This is a genomic window from Microbispora sp. NPDC049633, assembly GCF_040675265.1.
In the GTDB taxonomy this organism is placed as follows: Bacteria; Actinomycetota; Actinomycetes; order Streptosporangiales; family Streptosporangiaceae; genus Microbispora; species Microbispora maris.
Map to the genome: position 1 here is coordinate 1 of NZ_JBFAOO010000028.1, position 23417 is coordinate 23417.

At 72.8% G+C, this 23417-nt stretch carries 18 protein-coding genes and 2 pseudogenes; 16 read left to right on the plus strand and 4 right to left on the minus strand.

The features are described 5' to 3' along the window. Nucleotides 1-199: pseudogene (locus tag AB0J39_RS10205) on the minus strand (hypothetical protein); the annotation flags it as partial. Nucleotides 200-444: 245 nt separating this feature from the next. Here AB0J39_RS10205 and AB0J39_RS10210 point away from each other — a divergent pair. Then, on the plus strand, nt 445-2160 hold the full coding sequence (locus AB0J39_RS10210; protein WP_363463081.1) for a DEAD/DEAH box helicase: 1716 nt from the start codon (nt 445-447) through the stop codon (nt 2158-2160). Nucleotides 2161-2202: 42 nt separating this feature from the next. Here AB0J39_RS10210 and AB0J39_RS10215 read toward each other — a convergent pair whose 3' ends face one another. Continuing rightward, entirely contained in the window at nt 2203-3846 is a 1644-nt protein-coding gene (locus tag AB0J39_RS10215; RefSeq protein WP_363463082.1) for a beta-xylosidase, read from the minus strand. Nucleotides 3847-4058: 212 nt separating this feature from the next. On the opposite strand from AB0J39_RS10215, the gene AB0J39_RS10220 reads away from it, so the two are divergent. Continuing rightward, entirely contained in the window at nt 4059-5069 is a 1011-nt protein-coding gene (locus AB0J39_RS10220) for a LacI family DNA-binding transcriptional regulator (RefSeq protein WP_363463083.1), read from the plus strand. Here AB0J39_RS10220 and AB0J39_RS10225 read toward each other — a convergent pair. Then, a complete protein-coding gene (locus tag AB0J39_RS10225; RefSeq protein ID WP_363463084.1) occupies nt 5029-6927 on the minus strand; it encodes a cytochrome c oxidase assembly protein in 1899 nt (632 codons plus the stop codon). The genes AB0J39_RS10220 and AB0J39_RS10225 overlap by 41 nt on opposite strands. A gap of 1000 nt (nt 6928-7927) precedes the next feature. Between AB0J39_RS10225 and AB0J39_RS10230 the strand changes: the two genes are divergently transcribed. From AB0J39_RS10230 to AB0J39_RS10295, 14 genes and pseudogenes are all read left to right on the plus strand, one after another. Further along, on the plus strand, nt 7928-9691 hold the full coding sequence (locus AB0J39_RS10230) for a lectin (protein WP_363463085.1): 1764 nt from the start codon (nt 7928-7930) through the stop codon (nt 9689-9691). A gap of 207 nt (nt 9692-9898) precedes the next feature. Next, nucleotides 9899-10492 (plus strand): MFS transporter, encoded by a 594-nt coding sequence (locus tag AB0J39_RS10235; protein ID WP_363463086.1) that lies wholly within the window; start codon nt 9899-9901, stop codon nt 10490-10492. 101 nt (nt 10493-10593) lie between these two features. After that, a complete protein-coding gene (locus AB0J39_RS10240) occupies nt 10594-11325 on the plus strand; it encodes a YcnI family protein (protein WP_363463087.1) in 732 nt (243 codons plus the stop codon). A gap of 230 nt (nt 11326-11555) precedes the next feature. Beyond that, nucleotides 11556-11777 (plus strand): annotated as a pseudogene (locus AB0J39_RS10245) (SDR family NAD(P)-dependent oxidoreductase); the annotation flags it as partial. Nucleotides 11778-11979: 202 nt separating this feature from the next. Beyond that, a complete protein-coding gene (locus tag AB0J39_RS10250) occupies nt 11980-12252 on the plus strand; it encodes a hypothetical protein (RefSeq protein WP_363463126.1) in 273 nt (90 codons plus the stop codon). Between the two features lie 221 nt (nt 12253-12473). Further along, nucleotides 12474-12698 carry a hypothetical protein gene (locus AB0J39_RS10255; RefSeq protein WP_363463088.1) on the plus strand — a complete coding sequence of 75 codons (225 nt, stop codon included), beginning with the start codon at nt 12474-12476 and terminating at the stop codon, nt 12696-12698. An 85-nt stretch (nt 12699-12783) separates the two neighbouring features. Further along, complete coding sequence (locus tag AB0J39_RS10260) at nt 12784-13788, plus strand: BadF/BadG/BcrA/BcrD ATPase family protein (RefSeq protein WP_363463089.1); 1005 nt, start codon at nt 12784-12786, stop codon at nt 13786-13788. 166 nt (nt 13789-13954) lie between these two features. Continuing rightward, nucleotides 13955-15424 (plus strand): glycoside hydrolase family 3 protein, encoded by a 1470-nt coding sequence (locus AB0J39_RS10265; protein ID WP_363463090.1) that lies wholly within the window; start codon nt 13955-13957, stop codon nt 15422-15424. Between the two features lie 161 nt (nt 15425-15585). Continuing rightward, nucleotides 15586-17406 (plus strand): ABC transporter substrate-binding protein, encoded by a 1821-nt coding sequence (locus tag AB0J39_RS10270; protein ID WP_363463091.1) that lies wholly within the window; start codon nt 15586-15588, stop codon nt 17404-17406. Further along, on the plus strand, nt 17403-18437 hold the full coding sequence (locus AB0J39_RS10275) for an ABC transporter permease (RefSeq protein ID WP_169988355.1): 1035 nt from the start codon (nt 17403-17405) through the stop codon (nt 18435-18437). Before AB0J39_RS10270 ends, AB0J39_RS10275 begins: the two co-directional genes overlap by 4 nt. After that, complete coding sequence (locus AB0J39_RS10280) at nt 18434-19366, plus strand: ABC transporter permease (protein ID WP_363463092.1); 933 nt, start codon at nt 18434-18436, stop codon at nt 19364-19366. Before AB0J39_RS10275 ends, AB0J39_RS10280 begins: the two co-directional genes overlap by 4 nt. Nucleotides 19367-19371: 5 nt before the next feature. Then, on the plus strand, nt 19372-20400 hold the full coding sequence (locus AB0J39_RS10285) for an ABC transporter ATP-binding protein (RefSeq protein WP_363463093.1): 1029 nt from the start codon (nt 19372-19374) through the stop codon (nt 20398-20400). Then, nucleotides 20397-21416 carry an ABC transporter ATP-binding protein gene (locus AB0J39_RS10290; protein WP_363463094.1) on the plus strand — a complete coding sequence of 340 codons (1020 nt, stop codon included), beginning with the start codon at nt 20397-20399 and terminating at the stop codon, nt 21414-21416. Before AB0J39_RS10285 ends, AB0J39_RS10290 begins: the two co-directional genes overlap by 4 nt. Beyond that, a complete protein-coding gene (locus AB0J39_RS10295) occupies nt 21413-22300 on the plus strand; it encodes a GNAT family N-acetyltransferase (RefSeq protein WP_363463095.1) in 888 nt (295 codons plus the stop codon). The genes AB0J39_RS10290 and AB0J39_RS10295 overlap by 4 nt, the downstream gene beginning before the upstream one ends. 2 nt (nt 22301-22302) lie before the next feature. On the opposite strand, the gene AB0J39_RS10300 is transcribed toward AB0J39_RS10295, so the two are convergent. Continuing rightward, complete coding sequence (locus AB0J39_RS10300) at nt 22303-23409, minus strand: DUF1343 domain-containing protein (RefSeq protein WP_363463096.1); 1107 nt, start codon at nt 23407-23409, stop codon at nt 22303-22305. Nucleotides 23410-23417 lie beyond the last annotated feature (8 nt).

The following is a 23417-nucleotide window of genomic DNA, read 5'->3' on the forward strand; positions in this document are numbered from 1 at the left end:
CGCCCGCCCGCAGCGGCGCCGCCGCGACGGCCGGCTTGGCCGTGCCGTGACCGGCGTGGCCGCTGTGCGCGGCGGCTGCGGTGGAGGCGCCGGGAGCGCCCCCGGGCGCCGTGTCGCCGCACGACGCGACGAGAAGGGCGGCGGCGAGCGCGACCGCGGCGCCGCCCGCCCACCGTGTGAACCGTGCCTTTCCTTGCATGGATCGCCTCCTGGCTGTCGGGGGACCCTTCCAGGCTTCCTTGCCGGGGCGGTCACGTCGACCGACTTCGGATGTAAACCTCTCCTACGACCTCGGCAGTAGGGACGTACGCCGGAAGGGCCAGAGGGAGGAGCGCGCCGAGTGCCGGAGGCGGCGTTCGGGGTAAGGGCGGAAAGACCGTAAGGTCGTCCAGTGCACAGTCGCCCCGCCAGGAGCGAAACCAGGAGCAGGACCAGGAGCAGGACATGGCCGTGAACGAGATCGACGAGGGACCCGGATTCGCCGATTTGGCACTGATTCCCGAGCTCCTCAAGGCCCTGTCCGGCCTCGGCTACGAGGAGCCCACACCGATCCAGCGTGAGGCGATCCCGCCGTTGCTGGAGGGCCGCGACCTGCTCGGCCAGGCCGCGACCGGCACGGGCAAGACGGCCGCGTTCGCCCTGCCCATGCTCCAGCGGCTGCACGGCGCCCACCCGCTGGGCGTGGAGGACGGTGGCCGGGAGCCCGGCGGGCTCGTGCTCGTGCCGACCCGTGAGCTGGCCGTCCAGGTGTCGGAGGCCATGCACCGCTACGGCCGCGACCTCGGCACGCGGGTGCTGCCCATCTACGGCGGCCAGCCGATCGGGCGGCAGCTGCGGGCGCTGGAGCGCGGCGTGGACGTCGTCGTCGCCACGCCGGGGCGGGCGCTCGACCACATCGGCAGGGGCACCCTGCCGCTGAAGGGCCTGCGGATGATCGTCCTCGACGAGGCCGACGAGATGCTCGACATGGGCTTCGCCGACGACATCGAGGCGATCCTCCAGGAGACCCCGGAGGACCGGCAGACCGTCCTGTTCTCCGCGACCATGCCGCCGCGCATCGACGGGATCGCCCGCCGCCACCTGCGCACGCCGGTGCGGATCAGGATCGAGCGGGAGGCGCCCGCCGCCGGCGAGGCGCCGCTCATCCGGCAGAGCGCCTACATCGTGTCCCGGGCCTACAAGCCGGCGGCGCTGGGCCGGGTGCTCGACGTGGAGGCCCCGACCGCGGCGATCGTCTTCTGCCGGACCCGTGAGGAGGTCGACCAGCTCACCGAGACCATGAACGGCCGGGGTTACCGCGCCGAGGCCCTGCACGGCGGCATGGGGCAGGAGCAGCGCGACCGGGTCATGAGCCGGCTGCGCAGCGGGACCGCCGACCTGCTCGTCGCCACCGACGTGGCCGCCCGCGGCCTCGACATCGAGCAGCTCACCCACGTCATCAACTACGACGTGCCGTCCGCCCCCGAGTCGTACGTGCACCGCATCGGCCGGGTGGGCCGGGCCGGGCGCGAGGGCGTCGCGATCACGCTCGCCGAGCCGCGCGAGCACCGCATGCTCAAGACCATCGAGCGCGTCACCCGCAGCAGGATCGCGGTCGAGAAGGTGCCGACGGTCGCCGACCTGCGCGCCCGGCGCCTGGAGCTGACCCGGGCCGCGCTGCAGGAGAGCCTGATGGAGGATGGCGACCTCGACCGCTTCCGCGTGGTGGTCGAGACGCTCGCCGACGAGTTCGACCTGGTCGCCATCGCGCTCGCGGCGGTCAAGCTCGCCCACGAGTCCACCGGCGCCGCCGCCGACGAGGAGGAGATCCCCGAGGTCACGCCGCGCACCCAGCGGCCCGAGCGCGGGCCGCGCGACGACAGGCACGGCCGCGACGACCGGCGCGGGCGGCGCGCCGGCGGCGCGATGAGCCGCGTCTTCGTCGGCGCGGGCCGCAGCGCGGGCGTGCGCCCCCAGGACATCGTCGGCGCGATCACCGGGGAGACCCGGGTCAGCGGGCGTGAGATCGGGGCGATCGAGATCGCCGACCGCTTCACCCTGGTCGAGATCCCGGACGGCGCCGTGGACGAGGTGGTGTCGGCGCTGCGCCGCACCACGATCAAGGGCAAGAAGCCGATCGTGCGCAGGGACCGCGACGACGCCCCGCGCGGCCGTCGCTGACCTTCTCCGAAGGGCGCCGCCTCACCCGGGCGACGGCCGTCCTCACCGGACGGCCGTCTGCCGCAGCGACATCACCGCCCACGGCGCGAGTTCGACGTCGAGGTCGAGCACACCGGTGCCGGGCACGGTCAGCGTGAACCTGAGGAGCGAGTCGGCGACCCCGCGCAGGTGCTCGGTCTCGGCCCGGGACGGGTTGAGGGGGGACCCGAGCCGATACCAGGCCTCGGCGGCGTTCCCGTGCTCCCAGTCCACGATCTCGGCGAGGAACGTGGTGCCGGGCTTCAGGCCGGCGATCGAGTGGTGGATCCTGCGGCTCGGCCCCACCTCGGCCAGCGCGCGTGCGGCCTCGTACGAGCTCTGCGCCCGGACGCCTCGCAGGGCCATGTCCTCGGGGTAGTTGAAGAACACCGCCGACACGGCCGAGGTCCGGCTGTCACGGGTCACAACGCCGTCGGGCGTCGCGCGGAGCAGCCGGTCGCCGAGCCGCGCGAGCATCGTGAACGCGTGGAAGGCGGGCTTGTGGACGCCCCACTCGTTCACCAGGCCGAACCCGCCGTGAAACGGTCCGATGCCGGCGCCTCCCTCCTCGAACACGTCCGTGAAGGTCCAGTAGGAGATGGAGTCGGCGAGGGTGGCGCACCGCAGGTACGCCCGGGTGATGTAGGTCGCCGCGAGCGGCGTGTCGTGGACGAAGTCACGCGATGACGGCGACGTCGACCACTCCGTGATGTGGATCTCCGCGTCGGGGTACGCGCTGTTGCCGACGAGCTCGCGGAGCAGGGTTAGGTCGTCGAACGTCGCGTCGGCGTACCGGGTGATCTGCACCGCCTCGCCGTCGGCGGCGAAGGCGAAGTCGGTGGGGTAGGTGTGGGTCGAGACGAAGTCGACCGGGAGGTCGCGCTTGGCGCACCAGGCGAGGAAGTCCTCGATCCACACCGGGCGCCAGTCGAGCGCGTCCACGTCGGCCGCCGCGGCCGTCGCGTGGGTCGCGGAGCGGTCCTCGACCTCGCCCCTGTAGCGGTCGTCGGGCACGAAGACGCTCGTCGCGGGCCCGCCCACCTTCAACGCGGGATCGATCCTCTTGATCGCCGTCACGGTCTGCTCGTAAAGCTCGAAGTACTCGGTCTTCGTCCCGGTCCAGAAATGGGGAACCAGGTTCGGCTCGTTCCACACCTCGAACCGCCACTGGCGCACCTCGTCGAGGCCGTACCGGTCGATCCAGTGCTCGACCGTCCGCGTGACCAGCTCGACCCAGCGCGCCACGTCCTTGGGCGGGCTGCAGTGGGCGCCCCACCAGAACACCGTGTCCGTCACCGTCGCGAGCTCGCGCGGCATGAAGCCCAGCTCGACGAACGGACGGACACCGTGGTCGACGATGAAGTCGAACACCTTGTCCACGTAGCTGAACGTGTACACGGGTGCGGCGAGGGGTGCGTCAGGGCCGAAACCGCCGCCGTAGCTCTCCCGGTACACGAACATGTCGTCATGAAAGACGCCGTGGAAGCGGACGTACCGGAACCCGCACGCGGCGACGGCCTCGGCGAACTGCTGCCGCCAGTCCGCCCGCAGTGCCTCGTTCGCCCGTCCGGCGCCGACGCACCTGGCCCAGACGTGCGGGAACGCACTCTCGTCGCACGGTTCTCCGTCGATCCGCAACCGGTGGCCGGACCCGCCGTCGTTCGTCATGGTCTCACTTCCGGGTTCACGCATATCGAAATAGTTTCGCAATATATTCGACCCGCTCAGGACATTAGGAGGGTCCGTGCACAGTGTCAACGGGTGGGCATGGGCGAATGCACCGAAGCGGCTGGCGAAAATCGTCCATGGTAAATTCGAAACAATTTCGAAGCCCGGAAGGAGCCCTGATGGTACGGCGAGGTCGTTCCGAGCGAGCCACCTTGGCGGATGTCGCCCGACTCGCCGGCGTCTCGCCGACGACCGCGTCGAAGGTTCTCAACGGGCGCAGCGATGTCGGGCCGAGCACGCGTGAGCGTGTCCTCGCGGTGATGGCGGAGATCGGCTACAAGCCGACGGCGGCGCGTCACGAGCGGGCACGGGACCGGGCCCTCGTCACCATGCTCGACTTCGTCGAGTCCCGTTACGCCGGCATGGTGCTCCAGGGGATACTCGTGGCCGCGACCTCCGCTCAGGCCGAGCTCCTCCTCCGGCTGCCGCCCGGCGAGCCCATCAGCACGAGCTCCGCGGCGGCCCATGCCTGGATCGAGGAGCAGAAGGAGTCCGGCGTCGCCGGTCTCATCGCGCTCGCCGTCGCCGTGCCCGACGCGGTGCTCCTCGCCGCGGAGGATCTCGAGGTGCCCGTGGTGGCGATCGACCCGATCGACACGACGGAATCACGTGTCGTCAGCATCGGCTCCACCAACTGGGCGGGCGGTCGCTCGGCGACCGAGCACGTGATCAAGCTCGGCCATCGCAGGATCGCCTGGATCGGCGGCCCGCCGGGCTCCGCTCCGTCCGTGGAACGCTTCCACGGGTACCAGGCCGCGCTCGACTCGGCCGGCCTCACGCCGGATCGCGCGCTGATCCGCCACGAGGCGTTCTCCGTCGAGGCGGGCCTGCGGCACGGCCGTGACATCCTCGCGCTCGACGATCGGCCGACGGCGATCGTCGCGGGCAACGACGAGATCGCCGTCGGCGTCCTCGCCGCGGCCAAGGAACTGCACATCACCGTCCCGGGGGAGCTGTCGGTCACCGGGTTCGACGACACCCCGCAGACCGAGTGGACCACGCCCCGGCTCACCTCCGTCCGGCAGCCGCTCGTCGGCATGGGCCGGATGGCCGTCGAGACCGTCATCGGCATGGCGGACGGCGTCCAGCCCGCCTCCCGGCACCTCCAGCTGGCGACGACCCTCAGCGTCCGCGACTCGACGGGTCCTGCCCCTTCGTCCTGATCCGCGCGGGCCCGGACACCGCGTCGTGCCGCGCCGCGCGCCCGCGGACGAGCAGCAGCGCGAGCAGGCCCGCGAGGACGGCGACGGTCGCGCCCGTGCCGAGCAACGCCCCCAGTTGCTGGTCGGCCGCCCGGTCCGGCGCCCACGGCAGTTCCAGCGCCGCGTACCATTCCGGCGCCTGCGGCGGCCCCGCGAGCACCGCCAGCCCCGTCCACGCGCGTACGGCGATCGCCCCCATGAGCATCCAGAGGCGGACCTGCGGCCGGATCGCGCGCGGAAGCGGGTCCACCCCGGCCGCCACCGCGAGGAAGAGCACCGCGGTGACCGTGACCACCGCCTGCGCGGCCAGTCGCAGGGCGAGGCTCGGCTGGGCGTCCTCGAACAGGCCCGCCAGGTACAGCACCGGGTACGGCAGCGCGTACAGGGCCAGGGCCGTCCCCGGATGGGACAGCGCGCGGCCCGCCGGGCCGGAGAAGGGCTCGGATCCCGGGTGGGACCGCCGCCACAGGGTCACCGGGGCTCCGAAGACGAGCAGGACGGGCCCCACCGCGCCGAGCAGCGCGTACTGTGCCGCGTGCGCGGAGAAGACCGCGGGCGCGTAGGCCGCCACTCCTCCCGACGTGGCGTAGCCGAGCACCACCAGGCCGGCGACCCAGGACGCGGTGCGTCCGGCCGGCCACCTCTCGCCGTTCCCCGGCGACGCGGCGCGCGACAATCGCCGCACGCCGGACAGGTACGCGGCAAGGGCCGCGGCCAGCAGGAGCAGCGCGATCGGGTCGGGCCGCACCTCGGTGGCGAGCGTGCCCGGGGTGAGGGCGGGCAGGGCGTAGCCCAGCGCGTCGTGCTGGTGCGCGGCAGTCTCCGTGGGCGGCGGGGGCGTGCGGCCCAGCGCCACGGCCAGGCCCAGAGTGCCGGCCATCACCGCGATCTCGCCGCAGGCGAGACGGAGGAACGGCGCGCGGACTCCGCCGGACTCCATCGCCCCGATGGTCGCGCGCCGGTGCCGCCACCCGAACCAGCCGAGCACGCCCAGCGCGGCGACCTTGGCCAGCACGAGCAGGCCGTACCTCGACTGCCAGAGCAGGGGCAGCGAGCCGAGCCTGACCCAGGCGTTGAGCGCGCCGGACGCCCCGACGGCGGCGAAGCAGCCCAGCGCGAGCGTGCTGAAGCGGCGCACGGCGACGGTGAGCCCGGGCGCGGCACGCAGGTGGGCCACGAGGGCGTACAGGCCGCCGATCCACAGCGCGACGGCCCCGACGTGCGCCATCAGGCTGAGGACGGCGAGGTTGTGGTCGGCGGCCGAGGCCGAGTGGCCCACGTACGCCGGGGGCAGCACCGCGAGGACCGCCACCGCGAGCAGCACGGGCCGCAGCAGCGTGGACCAGTGCCGGGGGCCGTGTGGCAGGAGCGACCCGGCGGCGACCGCCAGGGCCGCGACCGTGACCGTCAGGAACGCCTGTCCCTGCGGGACGTGGAAGAGGAAGGCGGACAGCGCGCCGGAGCGCAGCGCGTCGCCCGGGGGCAGCCCGAGGAAGTCCGACAGCGTCAGGACCTCGGTGACCGCCGCGCTCGCCGCCCAGCCGAGCGCCCAGGCCCCGGCCGTCCGCACGACGGCCCTGCCGCTCGCGGGGGCGAGGACGACGGCGGCCAGCAGGACCCCGACCGTCGCGACGGCACAGACGTCGTGCACGAGGCGCACGACCGGCAGACCCCAGGTGGTCAGGGCGCCGGGGGAGGGGAGTCCCTGGATCGCCGGTGGCCTGCCGCCGCCGAACCACAGGGCGAGCGCCAGCACGGCGAACGCCGTCGCGGCGACGGCGGGAACGACCACACCGCGACGGCGCGGGGGAGATTTCATCGTCGGCGTTCCTCGGCTCGGCACCGTTGATCGGTAGCGAGTATGACCCAAAGGCTCTCCGTGCGGGAGGCCCGGGTACCGCTTCGGCGTCCGGGCGACGTCCGGCGGTCCCGGCGGCGGCGGACAGCGGTGCGGACGGCATGGGGAAGGGCGCACCCGCCCTCGGGGGAGGCCGGGCGTGAGGCGACGCGTTCCGGCGGTCGAGTAGGGGCGCGTCAGCGGTGACGTCTGGGCATGCTCTCGTTCCTCTCGTCGGTGTGAGCCCGTAGGCGAGAAGCCTGGGTGATGTGCGCGGTCTCGCGGGGTCGGCTGCGAGACGCTGCGCTGATCGGAAAGGGCCGGTCTTCCTCGTACGTCCGCCGCTGGGTTGGCAGCGGGTTGTTAGCGTTAACAAATCGACTGCAGAGGTGTGCTCCTCTCCCTGCGGCGACCGAAGGCGCTGGTGCAGCGGAGCAAATACGACGCGGCGAGCGCCGTCAAGGGGCCACGCCCGGGGGTGCGCGGGCGCTTCCGCCGCGCAGGGCGCTCAGCCGCTCCCACCAGGGCGGGATCGCCCGCCTCGTCGCCGGTGGAGCCCGCTGAAAGTTTCATCGGCCGGAGCGAGGGTGAGGGCCCGATTCACCGGGGCCCTGAGCCGCGCGACACGGGGGCGTCTGTGCGAATCGATTCGCCAATGGTCTTGACACTGCTCGCGGAGGTTTCCACACTGAGTGCGCGTTCGGCTTCCTCCTGCCGGGGTCGGTGGTGAGCGGCAGGGGCCGGCGGCGACGCCCGTCCCGTCAGGCGTTCGGCCGCACTGGATCTCCCGGGTGCCTCCGGTCTCCTCCTCGTCGTTCAGCCGTGCCGGGCTGCCATGTCGGCCTGTGTCGGCCTGTGTCGGCCTGTGTCGGCCTGTGTCGCGTTCGGGCTCGGGCGGGTGGTTCTCCGCCGCCTGCTTCCCGAGGACCGGCCGCGCCGGGCATCCCACCAGAGCGAGCATCCCCACCAGAAGGAGAAACGCATGCGATTACGCGGATCCGCCCGGCGACGGTCCTCCGGGCACACTCCGGATGGCCGTCCCCCCCGCGTCCGGCGGCTACGGCGGCTGGTCGTCGCCGTGCACCTCGCGATCGCGACGATGGTGCCGGCGGGGTGGGCGGCCGCGGACGGCGCCGCGGCCACCACGACGGGAACGGCCGCCGGGGCCGCCGCGGCCGTGGCGGCCGTGGCGACGGTGACGACACCGCCGATGGGCTGGGCGTCGTGGAACACCTTCGCGGCCCAGATCAACTACAACGTGATCAAAGCCCAGGTGGACGCCATGGTGTCCTCGGGGATGAAGGACGCCGGCTACGAGTACATCAACATCGACGAGGGCTGGTGGCAGGGGACCCGCGACGCGTCCGGCAACATCACGGTCGACACGGCGGAATGGCCGGGCGGGATGAAGGCGATCGCCGACTACATCCACAGCAAGGGGCTGAAGGCGGGCATCTACACCGACGCCGGGCGCAACGGCTGCGGTTACTACTACCCGACCGGCCGCCCGGCCGCGCCGAACACCGGCAGCGAGGGCCACTACGACCAGGACTTCCTGCAGTTCTCCCGGTGGGGCTTCGACTTCGTGAAGGTCGACTGGTGCGGCGGCCAGGCCGAAGGGCTCAACGCCCGCACCGCCTACCAGGCGATCAGCGCCGCGATCGACCGCGCCACCGCGCAGACGGGACGGCCGATGGTCCTGTCGGTCTGCAACTGGGGCGCCCAGAACCCGTGGGACTGGGCGCCGGGCATCTCCACGATGTGGCGCACCAGCGGCGACATCATCTACTGGGGGCAGGCCGCGTCGATGGACCGGGTGCTGGCCAACTTCGACTCCGCCCAGCACCCGAACGCGCAGAGCCCCGGCCACTACAACGACCCCGACATGCTCATCGTCGGCATGAACGGCTTCTCGGCCGCGCAGAACCGTACGCACATGGGCCTGTGGGCGATCTCGGGGGCGCCGCTGCTGGCAGGCAACAACCTCGCCACGATGAGCGCCGAGACCAGGGCGATCCTGACCAACCGGGAGGTGCTCGCGGTCGACCAGGACCCGCTCGGGCGGCAGGGGGTGAAGGTCGCCGAGGACCAGAGCGGCCGTCAGGTGTACAGCAAGGTGCTGTCGGGGACGGGCCGGAGGGCGGTGCTCCTGCTCAACCGGACCACCTCCTCCGCGTCCATCACCGCCCGCTGGTCCGACCTCGGTCTCAGCGGACCCGCGACCGTACGGAACCTGTGGACCGGGACCGACGCCGGGACGTTCGACGGCGGCTACACCACGACCGTGCCCGCTCGCGAAGCGGTCCTCCTCACCGTCACGGGAAGCGGCGCCACTCCCAGTCCGTCGCCCACTCCCACCGGAACGGGCGCGATCAAGGGGGTGGGGTCGGGCCGGTGCCTGGACGTCGCGGGCGTCTCGCAGGCCAACGGCGCGCAGGTGCAGCTCTGGGACTGCAACGGCCAGGCCAACCAGCGGTGGACGCCGACCGGCTCGGGTGAGCTGCGGGTCTACGGCAACAAGTGCCTGGACGTGTCCAACCGGGGCACCGCGGACGGCAGCAACGTCGTCATCTGGGACTGCAACGGCCAGAGCAACCAGCAGTGGCGGTTCACCGCGGACGGCACCATCACCGCCGTCGGCGCGGGCAAGTGCCTGGACGCCTACAACCAGGGGACGGCCAACGGCACCAAGCTCGTCGTCTGGACCTGCAACGGCCAGGCCAACCAGCGCTGGACCCGTCCCTGACCTCTCGCCGCACGCCTGCGCCGGGACGGCGTCGTCCGTTCCGGCGCAGGCCGCGCTCCTCACGGGCGTGGTCGTGGTCGTGCTCGTGCTCGTGGTCGTGCTCGTGGTCGCGGCGGGCGTGGCCGTCGCGGCGGGCTTCTCGCGGGGTGCGGAAGATCGCAGATGGGACCGGCCGAGGTCGCCCGTGTGTGAGACAATCCCGGCGACATGCGCGCCTCACTCTCCTTCCGGCTCGCGCGGTCGGCCGCCTTCTCGGCCGTCTGCGTGATCCTCGCCGTCGGCGCGCACCGGTTCGCCGGCGGAGGCGGGCCGACGCCGGCCGCGCTCCTCACGGGCGTGCTCGTGGTCACGGCGGGCGCGGCCGTCGCTGCGGGCCGGGAACGGTCACCCCAGGCGATCGTCGGCCTGCTGCTCGGCGCCCAGGCGTTCCTGCACTTCCTCCTCGAGATCACGGCCTCCGCCACCGAGGCGGGGCATCCCACGTGGCACGGCGGCCTGAGCGCACAGACCGGAATGCTCACCGCCCACCTCACCGCGGCGCTGCTCACCGGATGGTGGCTGGCGCGCGGCGAGGAAGCCCTGTGGTCCGTGTTGCGGGGGATCGGCGCAAAGGCGGCGCGCTGCCTGCGGACGGTGGCCGCACTGGTGACCGCGCTGTCGGCTCTGGTGGGCACGGATCTCGCGGCGGCCCGGCGTCCCTCCCGGCGCCCGGCGCCCGGTGCCGGCCACCCCGCGCGCATCGCGGGCGTGCTGCGGCACGCGGTCGTCCGCCGCGGGCCCCCGGTTCTTCTCGTCTTCTGAGCATCACGCGCGGGCGGCGCGTATCTCCCAGGGATCGGTCTCTCCCCCTCTGGGGCACGTTCGCGCGCCTCCGTACCATCGCAGACGACTGGAGAACCCCCATGACCTCGTACGTCCGTCGCGCGGCCGCCGTCACCGCCGGCGCCCTCGCGCTCACCCTCGGCCTCGCCGTTCCCGCCCTCGCCCACGTCACCGTCAACCCTGGCACCGCCGTTCAGGGCGGCTGGACCAAGATCGCATTCCGCGTTCCCAACGAGCGTGACAACGCCTCGACCACCAAGGTGGAGGTCGAGTTCCCCACCGATCACCCGCTGCCGTTCGTCTCGGTCCGGCCGGTTCCGGGATGGGACGTCAAGCTCACCCGCGGCAAGCTCCCCAAGCCCGTCGTGTCGGACGCCGGCGACACGATCACCGAGTCGGTACTGAAGATCACCTGGTCCGGCGGGAAGATCGAGTCCGGCCAGTTCCAGGAGTTCGAGGCCTCGGTCGGGCCGCTGCCGAAGAACGTGGACGCGCTCACCTTCCCCACGGTGCAGACCTACTCCAGTGGTGAGGAGGTCAAGTGGGCGGAGGCGCCGAAGGCCGACGGCTCCGAGCCCGAACACCCCGCGCCGGTGCTCAAGCTCGTCGCCGCCGAGGAGGGGGAGGACGACCATGACGACGCCGCCTCCGCCTCGCCTGCCGCCGCGCCCACGGTCGCGGCCGCCGCGGACGATGACGACGACGAGGGCGGGGACACCACCCCGGCTCTGGTGCTCGGCGGCATCGGCCTGGTCGCCGGCCTGGTCGGAGCAGGCGCCGGCCTTACCGCCCTGCGCCGCTCGCGCGGCTGAGCGGCGGCTCGGGCACCACTGAGCGGCTCGGATGCGACTGAGCGGCTTGGATGGGATTGAGCAGCTCGGGTGCCTTGGGAGCCCCTTCCGGGTCACGCGCCCGGAAGGGGTTTCTCTTTCTCCAGGCGGGCGGGGTGAACCCGTCGCGGCGGCAGCCGATGCCGGGGTGAGTCGCACCTTCGACGAATCGGGTGTTCCGCCAGTGGTGCAGCTTTGATGCATCTCCCCGCGTGGCGGCCGATCTGTCGTCGGTCGCGGCGTTCGTACGGGACTGGCGAGGCCCGCTCGACGTGCTGGTCGCCAACGCCGGGGTCATGGCGCTCCCGGCGCGGGAGGTCACCGCTCAGGGGTGGGAGATGCAGCTCGCGACGAACTATCTCGGACATTTCGCCCTCGCCGTGGGCCTGTACGGCAATCTGCGGGCGGCGGGCCGGGCGCGGATCGTCGTCGTCAGCTCCGGCGCCCATGTCGGCACGCCGTTCGACTTCGACGACCCGCAGTTCGAGCACCGGCCGTACCACCCCTGGACGGCCTACGGGCAGTCCAAGACGGCGGACGTCCTGCTGGCGGTGGGCGCGCGCCGGTGGGCGGGCCGACGGAATCACGGCGAACGCGCTCAACCCCGGCTGGATATTGACGAACCTCCAGCGTCACATGGACGACGCGACCATGCGCGAGATGGGCGCGATCGACGAGAACGGCGAGATCATCCCTCAGCCCTACCTCAAGACGGTCGCCCAGGGCGCGGCGGCATCGGTGCTGCCGGCGGCCTCGCCTGTGGTGGAAGGCGTGACCGGCCGCTATTTCGAGGACAACCAGGAGGCCCCGCCCGCCGCCCCTGGAATCGCCGGCGGAGTGGCGGCCCACGCGCTCGACAGGGACGCGGCGGACCGCCTGTGGGACTACGGAAGCGCCGCGCTCGGCTGAGGAGCCGGGCGGCCCTTCGGGCGATCGGTGTCACAGACGCGGGGCGCGCCCGGTCCTGAGTGCCGAGGGCGACGCCGAACTCGGCTCCACGCGGTTCGCCTACTGGCTCAAGGAGCACACGGCGGAGTAGGGCCGTCCGGTGGGAGATCCACGAGCGGCATAGGAATTGGGCTGGTTGGGCACTTCAAGAGGTATCGGGGGCGTGTTCGATGGGGGGAACCATGGCTGTATCGGCGGACCTGGCGAAGCTGCTCGACCGTGAGTACGAGGACAAGACCCTGGACGAACTCCTCAAGGCGCCGGTGGAGGCGCTGGCCGGGGTGAGCGCGGAGGACGCGGAGCTGCTGAAGAAGGCCTTCCACATCAAGACCGTGGGAGACCTCGGCCGCAACAAGTTCTTCCGGGCGGCGACCGCGCTCGTCGATCTCACCGACAGCCGGAAATAATCGGGCCTCCCGCCTTACCGGCGGCCGTTGTAGAAGATTTCCATCGCCTTGTAGGTTGATGGAAAGTGCCTACAAGGGAGCGGCCGTGGGGGCTCTGTTCGTCGGCGTGGACGGGGGAGGCACCAGTACGCGCTGCGTGGTGGTCACGGAATCGGGCGAGATCGCCGGGCGTGGACGGGCCGGCGGCGCCAACGCGATCTCGGTCCCCGATCCGGCGGCCAATCTCCGCGCCGCGCTGCTCGGCGCACTGGAGGGCCTGGACCGCGCGCGGGTCGCCGGCGGCGTGTTCGGCCTGGCCGGGGCGGCCCGCGCGGCGGAGCCGGCGGAGCGGGCCTGGCGGGAGGCCGGTCTCGCCGGGCGGCCGGCGGTGGTCGCGGACGTGCTCGTCGCCTTCACCGGCGCCACCGACGAGCCGGACGGCGCCGTCCTGGTGGCCGGCACCGGCGCGATCGGCGCGCGGGTCCGCGACCGCCGGGTCGTGCGGCGGGCCGACGGCCTCGGCTGGCTTTTGGGCGACGAGGGTTCGGGCGTGTGGCTGGGCCGCCGTGCCGCCGCCGCGGCGCTGAACGCGATCGACGGCCGGGGCGCGCCCACCGTGCTGGTCACCCGGGTGGCCGAGGCCGTCCTGGGCGCCGGGACGGCCGGCGAGGACGACGGGCCCGCGCTCGCCCAGGCCCTGGTCGCGGCCGTGTACGCGCGGGTCGCCGAGCTGGGTCCCGCCTGGCTCGGCACGCTCGCGCCCGTGGTGGACGCCGCGGCCCGCGAGGGCGACGAGGTGGCCCGCGGCGTCGTCGCCGAGGCGGCCCGCAGGCTGTGCCGTACGGCCCGGGTCGTCACCGGGGAGGCCGCCCACGACAGGGGAGCGCGGGCGGCGGGAGGCGAAGGGCCGCTGGTGCTCGCGGGGTCGCTGCTGACCGAGCCGACCGAGCTCGCCCACCTGGTCAGGGCCGAGCTGGGCAGGCGGTCCACGCTGGTGCGCGCCCGGGACGCCGCGGCGGGCGCCGCCGCGCTCGCGGTGCGGGCGGCCCTGCCCGGCGACCCCCGCGCCGCCGAGGCGCACCGCGCGCTGATCGGGCAGGGGGGTGCATGAGCGAGCGAATCAGCGAACACCGTGCGATTCGGGAGGTGCCATCCTGCGCGCCTCCGGCACGATTTGACGCCGCGCCTCCGGCACGAGCTGCCGCCGCGCCTCCGGCACGATTTGACGCCGCGCCTCCGGCACGAGCTGCCGCCGAGCCTTCGGGCGAGGAGGCGGCATGAGTGAGGGCGAGCTGGACCGGATGGCGCTGGCGGTGCTCCAGCCCGGGTTCGAGGGCACGGAGCCGCCCGCGTGGCTGCGGCGGGCGCTCGCGGAGGGCCTCGGCGGCGTGGTCCTGTTCGCCCGCAACGTCGCCGGCCTGGAGGGGACGGCCGCCCTGGCCGCGGAGCTGCGCCGGGAGCGACCGGATGTGATCGTCGCCGTGGACGAGGAGGGTGGTTCCGTCACCCGGCTGGAGGCCGCCGGCGGCAGCTCGTGGCCGGGCAACATGGCGCTCGGCGTCGCCGGCGACGAGGAGCTGACCCGCCGGGTGGCGCGCCAGATCGGCCGGATGGTCGCCGCCGCAGGCGCCACCCTCGACTACGCCCCCGTGGTGGACGTCAACGCCGACCCCCGCAACCCCGTCATCGGCGTGCGTTCCTTCGGCTCCGATCCCGAGGAGGTCGGCCGCCACGGCGCCGCCTGGATCGAGGGACTGCAGAGTGCCGGGGTGGCCGCCTGCGCCAAGCACTTCCCCGGCCACGGCGACACCGTGACCGACTCCCACCTGGCACTGCCCGCCGTACGGGCCTCCCGTGAGGTGATAGAACGGCGCGACCTGCCGCCGTTCCGGGCCGCCATCGCGGCGGGGGTGCGCGCCGTGATGTGCGGGCACCTGCTCGTCCCCGCCGTCGACGCGCTCCCCGCGACGCTGAGCCGGACGGTGCTGACCGGTCTGCTGCGGGAGGAACTGGGGTTCGAGGGGCTCGTGGTGACCGACGCGATCGAGATGCGTGCGGTCGCCGCTCTCCACCCGCCCGGCGAGATCGCGGTCCGCGCGCTGGCCGCCGGGGCCGACGCGATCTGCGTCGGGGTGTCCTCGGCCAGAGGGGAGAGCGTGTACGCGCTGCGCGACGCGATCACCGGCGCGGTCCGCGAGGGCCGGCTGGCGGAGGAGCGCCTGGCCGGGGCGGCGGGCCGGGTGCGGGACCTGGCCGCGTGGTACGACGCGCAGGCGGAGGCCAGGAAGGCGGTGGCCCGCGACGCCGACGAGGGCCTCGGCCTCGCGGCGGCGACGGCGGCGCTGCGCGCGACCCCCGCGGAGTCTCCGGGCCCGCTCACGCGGGCGCCGCTGGTGGTGCACATGGCGGCGCGCCCCAGCCAGGCCGTCGGCCGCGCGACCCCTCTCACCCTGGGGGAGGCGCTCGGCGAGGTCCTGCCCGGGACGGTGACGACTCAGATATACGACGACGGGCGGCTGCCGGATCTGCGCGACACCGGGCGCCCTCTCGTGATCGCCGTCCACGACGCCGTACGGCATGCCTGGATGCGGCGGCTCCTGGAGGAGGCGCTGCGGGCCCGCCCGGACGCGATCGTCGTGGAGACCGGGGTGCCGGGGCCGCCCGCCGGGCGGGTGTACCTCACCACCCACGGCGCCTCCACGGCCTCCGCGCGGGCGGCGGCCCGCTGGCTCGCCGGAGCCGTCTGACCCGCCTGCCGACCCCCTGCCAACCTCATCGAACGGGGAGTATTCCCAGTTAGCAGGCTTGGGTAAAAATTAACTCCACCGAGGCGTCTGTCCGTGGAAAAAATTGACGGCGTCGCGAGAGCGCCCGTATTGTCCAGGCAATCGGGAACCAGGAGCAGCCCATGAAGCGACTCGCAGCGATCATGGCGGTGGCGTCCATCGTCACCGTGACCGCCTGCGGCACTACCGGGACGACGGACACCGCCCAGCAGGGCGGCGGCGTGTACACGACGATCGACGGCAGCAAGCAGATCAACGCCAGCGCGCCGATCAACCCGTTCAACCCCGTCGGATCGGTCTTCTCGGGATACAACGGCATGGCGCTGGCGTGGCCCAAGAACGACCCCACCGATCCCAACCAGTTCTACCCGGCCATCGCCAGGAGCTGGAGCATGTCCCCGGACCGGTCGGAGGTCGTCATCCACCTGCAGCCGGACGCCAGGTGGTCCGACGGCAAGCCGGTGACCAGCGAGGACGTGCGCGTCTCGATCGGTCTCGCCTACACCCAGGGCGGCACGGCGTACGCGCTCGACCCGAAGGCGGCGGGCGCCGCCGCCGACATCCAGGTCGTCGACCCCAAGACGATCCGGGTGACCCAGGGCGCCAACCGCAGCTCGACGTTCCTCGCCAACCTGCTGTCGACCGTGGTCGTGCCCGCGCACGTGTTCGGGAAGTTGCTGCCGGCCGATTTCTGGCAGACGCTCAAGGTCGCCCAGCACGGTCAGGGCGCGGCGGCCGAGAAGGCGAAGAACCAGATCACCGGCCTGGCGGAGAAGGTCATCGCCTTCGACCCCGGCCGCGACGTGTCGGCCGGGCCGTTCGTGCTTGAGCGGGTGAACCCGGGCGCGGCGCTGCTCAAGCGCAACCCCTACTTCTACGCCCGGCAGAACATCGCGCCGGCCAAGGTGAAGATCCTGAACTACACCGGCAACGAGCAGATCTGGAACTATCTGATCGCCGGCCGGCTGGACAACGCCCCCTTCACCTCCGTGCCCACCGCCGTCATGGACCGGATCCGCGACGCGCGGGGCAGCAAGGTGGTCAAGGGCTACTCGCCGGTGGCGGTCTCCCTCGCGTTCAACCAGTCGCACAAGCCGTACGACAACGTGCACGTGCGGCGGGCGATGGCCTACCTCATCGACCGCGCCCAGGTCACGAAGATCGCCTCGCCGGAGGGCGGCACTCCCGCCGCCACCACCTCGGGCATCCACGCCAAGGCGGCCCGCGCCTGGCTCGGCGACGCGTTCGACACCCTGGAGCAGTACCGGGTCGACGCCGCCAAGGCCGACGCCGAGCTCAAGGCGGCGGGCATGACCAAGCGAGCCGGCCGGTGGGCCATGCCGGACGGCAGCCCGTGGAAGGTCCGCATCCACGTGCCCGCGTCGTTCTCCGACTGGGTCGCCGCGGGCAAGTCGATCAGCAGCCAGCTCAGCGACCACGGGATCGACGCGGCCGTTGTCACCGCCGCCGACTACACGCTCTATCTTGGAGAGCTGGCCGAAGGCAAGTACGACCTCGGGTTCTGGCTCATCGGCCTCGGCCCCTCGCCGTACAACATCTTCCAGCGGCTGTTCGGACAGGCGAACGGCTGGCAGATGTTCGGCGGCCGGCTGCGGCACGTCGCGCCGGGCACCGAGGGCAACTGGATGGGCGGGCCGGAGAAGGTCGACGCCGGCGCCGCCGGCACGGTCGACCCGGGCGACCTGACCAGCAGGCTGAACTTCGCGTCCCAGGACGAGCAGAAGCGCATCGTCGGCGTCCTGGCCAAGGTCGCCAACGAGCAGCTTCCCGTCGTCCAGCTGTGGGACTACGTGAACACCCAGTTCGTGAACACCTCCCGGTACACGGCGTATCCGCCCGACGACGACGAGTCCCTGCGGCTGTCGTCCGGCGTGTGGATGCAGCTCGGGATGATCAGGAAAGCGGAGAAGGGGCAGGCATGACGCACGCGGTCCCGGGGCGTCCCCGGGTGGGCGCCATCGCCAGGAAGGTCGGCGGCCATCTGGTCCGCGGCCTGGCGATGATCTGGGTCGTCGCCACGATCAGCTTCGTCATCATCCGGGAGATCCCCGGCAACCCCGTGCTGGGGCAGTACGAGAGCCTGATCCAGAAGGGCATGTCGCCCGAGCAGGCCGAGCGGGCCACCGCCGTCCTGTACGGCTTCCTGCCCACCGGCAACCTGTGGGAGCAGTACGTCGGCTACATGGGGTCGCTGCTCCACCTCGACCTCGGGCGTTCGCTCAGCACGCCCGGCGTGGAGGTGACCACGCTCATCGGCCACGCGGCGCGGTGGACCGTGCTGCCGGTCCTCGCCGGCACGCTGCTGAGCTTCCTGCTCGGCGTCACCATGGGCGTCTACGCCGCGATCAAGCGGTCCGGCAAGCTCGGCGACATGCTCGCGCTGTCCGGCTCGCTGCTGCACGGCGTGCCCGTGTACGTCATCGGCCTGCTGCTCACCGCGATCTTCGCCACGCTGTGGCCGATCATGCCGTCGGGCGGGCCGGTGGACGTCGAGTTCGTCCCCGGCTTCAACGCCGGCTACATCGGCTCGCTGGTCCACCACGCCGTGCTGCCGGTCGTCACGTACACGCTGGCCAGCTACGGCGGGTGGATCCTCGCGATGAAGTCCAACGTGGTCGCCGTGCTCGGCGACGACTTCATCCTCGCGGCCGAACTGCGCGGCCTGCGGCGCGGCTTCGTGTTCCGGTACCTCGCGCGCAACGCGATCCTGCCGCTGTTCACGATCCTCGCCCTGTCGATCGGCATGCTGTTCGGCGGCTCGATCTTCATCGAGCAGATCTTCAACTACCCGGGACTCGGCCTGCTGCTCGTCAACAGCATCAGCAGCCGCGACTACGCCCTGATGGGCGGCACGTTCCTGGTGATCACGGTGGGCATCGTCGTCGCCAACATCGCCGCCGACCTGCTGTACACGGTGATCGACCCGCGGGTCAGGAGCGGAGGCGCGGCATGACCGTCATCGTCAGCCCCGAAGGGGCGATGAGTCCCGGAGCCGCGCCCCCCGGGACCACGCGGGCCACGCTGCGGCGCAACTTCTGGCGCGGGGTGTGGCGCGTGCTGCGGCGCAAGCCCAGCCGCATGGCGGGTGTGGTCATCGTCGCCCTGTTCGCGCTCATGGGCGTGGCCGGGCCGCTGCTCTACCCCGCCCAGCTGCCGCGCGACGACGACGCGCTGTACGCGCCGCCCAGCCTGGCCCACCCCTTCGGCACCGACTTCGAGGGCACCGACGTGCTCGCGCTGGTCGTCACCGGCGCGCGCTACGTGCTGCTGACCGGCCTGGCCACGGCCGTCATCACGGTCGCGCTCGGCACGCTCATCGGGCTGGTCGCGGGCTTCCACCGCGGCCGGTGGGACACGCTGCTCATGCGGCTGACCGACATGAACCTCGCGATCCCCGGCCTGCCGCTGCTGCTCGTGCTGTCCACGGTGTGGAAGTTCGAGAGCCCGCTGGAGATGGGCCTGGTGCTCGGGGTGCTCGGCTGGGGCGGCATCGCCCGCGCCGTGCGCTCGCAGACGCTGTCGCTGCGCGAGCGCGGCTTCATCGAGGCGGCCCGCGGCCTCGGCCTGCCGACGCGGCACATCATCGGCCGCGAACTGCTGCCGAGCATGGCGCCGTACATCGCGATGAACATGCTCATCGCCGTCACCGGCGCGGTGTACGCCCAGGTGGGCCTGTTCTTCCTCGGCGTGTTGCCGTTCGAGTCGAACAACTGGGGCGTGATGCTCAACCTCGCGGTCTTCAACGGCGGGGCGCTCACCACCCCGGCCGCGCTGCCGTACCTGATGGCCCCGCTGATCGCGATCCTGCTGCTCACCCTGGGCATCGTGCTGATCGTGGACGCGATGGACGAGATCTTCAACCCCCGGCTGCGGGAGGAATAGCCCCTATGACCGCTCACACGGCCGCCCCTCATCCAGCAGCACCGGGGGTCCGGATCCGGGACCTCACGGTCGTCTACAAGACGCCGTCGGGCGAGTTGCCCGCCGTCCGCGGCGTCGACCTCGCCCTCGCCCCCGGCACGATCACCGGCGTCGTCGGCGAGTCGGGCTCGGGCAAGTCCACGCTCGCCCTCTCCCTGCTCAACGCCGTTCAGCCGCCCGGCAGGATCGCGGCGGGCAGCGTCGAGATCGACGGCCTCGGCGACGTGCTGACGCTGCGGGGTGAGGACCTGCGCCGCGCCCGCGGCCGCCAGGTCGGGTACGTCTTCCAGGCCGCGCAGAACTCGCTGAACCCGCTCAAGACCATCGGCAAGCAGCTGCTCGACCTCGGCCGCTCCCACGACGTGGAGGACCTGCGGGCGCTGGTGCGCGACGCCAAGGACCTGCTCGCCCGCATGGGCATGGACGGCGCCCGGGTGCTCGACTCCTACCAGCACGAGCTGTCGGGCGGCATGCGCCAGCGGGTCGGCATCATGCTCGCGCTCGTCCTGAACGCCAAAGTCGTCGTTCTGGACGAGCCGACCACCGCCCTCGACATGATCACGCAGGCCACGATCCTGCGGATCATCCGCGAGGTCCACGAGGAGCGCGCGCTCACCACGCTGGTGATCACCCATGACGTGGGCGCCGTCGCCGAGGTCGCCGACAGCCTCGCCGTCATGTACGGCGGACGCGTGGTCGAGCACGGCCCGGTGACCGAGGTGCTCGGCGACGCCCGGCACCCGTACACGCAGGGGCTGATCAGGGCGATCCCGCGCCTGACGGGCGACCTGTCGCTGGCCCGGGCGCTGCCCGGCCGCCCGCCGACGCTCGGGACGCTGCCCAAGCAGGGCTGCGTGTTCCGCGAGCGCTGCGAGCGGCGCATGGAGGTGTGCGAGACCGACGAGCCGATGTCCGTCAACCGGGACGGCCGCACCGTCGCCTGCCACGCCACCGACCGCCACCTCACGCTGGTCAAGCGGAAGGAGTTCGTGTGATCACGGGAACCGGGATCACCAAGATCTTCAAGCAGCGCGGCGGGGTGCTCGGCGCCCGCGAGGTGCCCGCGCTGCGCGGAGTGGACTTCGCCATCGCCAAGGGCGGCGCCGTCTCGTTCATCGGCGAGTCGGGCAGTGGCAAGACCACGCTCGGCCGGATCATCGCCGGGCTGGAGACCCACGACGCCGGCGAGATCGTCATCGACGGCGTGCCGATGTCGTCGCTGAGCCACCGCGCGCGGCAGCCGTACTTCCGGCGGGTCCAGCTCATCCACCAGGACCCCTACTCGGCGCTCAACCCCACCCGGACGATCCACCAGACGCTGGAGGCGCCGCTGCGGCTGCGTGCCAAGCAGACGGGCCGGCCGGCGTCGTGGGCCGACGGGCGGGCCGAGGAACTGCTGGCGATGGTCGGCATCGACCCCGGCTACGTGCTGCCGCGCTACCCCCACCAGCTGTCGGGCGGCATGCGCCAGCGCGTGGTGATCGCCCGCGCGCTCACCATGGACCCCGAGGTCCTCGTCGCCGACGAGGCCGTCTCCATGATCGACGTGTCGCTGCGCCTGGGCATCCTCGCGCTGCTGAAGGACCTGCGCGAACGGCTCGGCGTGGGCGTGTTGTTCATCACCCACGACATCGCCACCGCCCGCTACATCGGCGACGACGGCGAGCTGTACGTGCTCTACCGCGGCCAGGTCGTCGAGCGGGGCGCCACCGAGAAGATCATCGCCGACCCGGTCCACCCGTACACGCAGTCGCTGCTGTCGGCGATCCCGGTGCTGCACGGTCTGGAACGGCCGGGCGCCGAGCGGGTCGTGCCGCGGGAGATGCAGCGGGAGGGGCTGTCCGACGGCGGGTGCCTGTTCGCGCGGCGCTGCCCGTTCAGCACCGAACGCTGCGAGAGCGAGATGCCCGTGCTGGGCCGCGACGGCGGGCCCGGTACGGAGACCGAGCAGGAGCACGCCTGCTTCCATCCCCGGCGGCGCAGCGTGATCCCGGTGGGGGTGGGCGAGTGACGGACATCGCCCCCGTCGCCGTCGACGGCCGCGTGGCGGACGTCGCGGCCGCCGCTCTCTGGGCGGACGCCGCGGACGCCCCGCTGGTCGTCCGGCGGCTGGCCGCCCCGCCGCCGGAGCGCCGGTGGACCGTCCTGTCCACTCCCGGCCGTGAGGGCGTCGTGTTCGCCTCGCTCGGCGCGGACGGCGCGGGCCACGTCACGGGGCACGTCGACCTGATCGCCGTGGATCCCGCCGCGCAGGGCCGGGGGATCGGGCGGGCGCTGGTCGGCGCGGCCGAGGAGTGGATGCGGGCGCACGGCGCCGCGGAGTCGAGGTTCGCCGGCAACCCGCCCTGCTACGCCTGGCCCGGCATCGACGTGCGCTACACCCCGGCGGCCTGCCTGGCCGAGCGCCTGGGGTACGAGCAGTATCGCGTCGCCTGGAACATGACGGCCGGCCTGCCGGCCCGCTACGACGAGGCCGAGCACGAGGCCGACCTGGTGAAGCTTGCCGCCGCCGGGGTCACGGTCGCGGCCGCCGCCGACCGCGCGAGGATCGTGGCGTTCGTGCGCGAGCAGTGGAACGACAAGTGGGCCTGGGAGGCCGAGCAGGCGAGCGGCCTGCACTATGCCTCGCGCGACGGGGCCGAGCGCGACGGGGAGATCCTCGGCTTCGCCGCCTGGGGCGCCCGGCCGCTGTGGTTCGGGCCGATGGGCACGGCCGAGGCCGCCCGCGGCCTCGGCGTGGGCCGGGTGCTTTTGCGCCGCTGCCTCGCCGAGCAGGCCGCCGCGGGGCAGACGTCCACGCAGATCGGCTGGGTCGGCCCGCTCCGCTTCTACTCCCGGGCGGTGGGCGCCCGCGCCGAGCGGGTCTTCTGGCTCTACCGCCGCCCGCTGGACTGATGTCAGCCGTACAGCAGTTCGCCCCGGGGCGGGCCAGGCGGGGGGCACAGCTCCCGGGGGTCGCGGCCCGCCTCCAGGTGCTCGCGCAGCGACGCGGAGCCCCACAGCAGGTCGAGGAACGGCTCGCAGCCGAACTCGCCCGGATAGAGGGTGCGCAGCGCGTGCAGGACGGACACGCCCGTGAGCACCGGCAGGAAGGCCTGCCGGTCGGTCACGTGCAGCTGCGCGCCGCGCACCACGACGCCCGCGTGCCTGCCGAACGTCGGGGTGAACCACGTGTCGCGGAAGCGCACGCCGGGCAGGCCGCGATCGTTCAGCGCGGCGGCGAACCGGCCGTCCGCGTACGGCGCGCCGACCAGCTCGAACGGCCGGGTCGTGCCGCGGCCCTCGGCGGCGTTCACGCCCTCCAGCAGCCCGGTGCCGGGATAGACCAGGGCGGTGTCGAGGGTCGGCATGTTGGCCGACGGCATCACCCAGGGCAGCCCGGTGCGGTCGAAATGCCACTCCCTCCGCCAGCCCTCCATCGGCACGACCTCCAGCTCGGCGCCGATCGCGCGGTTGACGGTCGACGCGATCTCGCCCGGTGTGAGGCCGTGCCGTACGGGCAGGGCGGCGCGGCCGACGAAGCTCGCGAAGGCCGGGTCGAGCGCCGGGCCCTCGGCCACCGCGCCGCCGATCGGGTTGGGCCGGTCCAGCACGGTGAACCGCAGCCCGAGCCGGGCCGCCGAGCCCATCAGGTCGTACATCGTCCAGACGTAGGTGTAGAAACGCGTGCCCACGTCGCACACGTCGAAGACGAGCGTCTCCACCCCGGACGACGCGACCAGGGCGTCCAGGTCGCCGCCCGACCGCTGGTAGGTGTCGAGCACGGGCAGGCCGGTGACCGGGTCGACGGTGTCGCCCTCGCCGCCGCCCGCCTGGGCCGTGCCGCGCAGGCCGTGCTCGGGGCTGAACAGCGTGGTCACGCGCACTCCGGCGGCCAGCAGGGCCGGTGCGGCGGCGGTCAGATCGGGCAGGACTCCGGTGGGGTTGGTGACGAGCCCGACCCGTCCCCAGCCGGCCTTCGGCGCGCTCACCAGCAGCTCAAGCCCTGTACGCACGCGATCCATAAGCACTC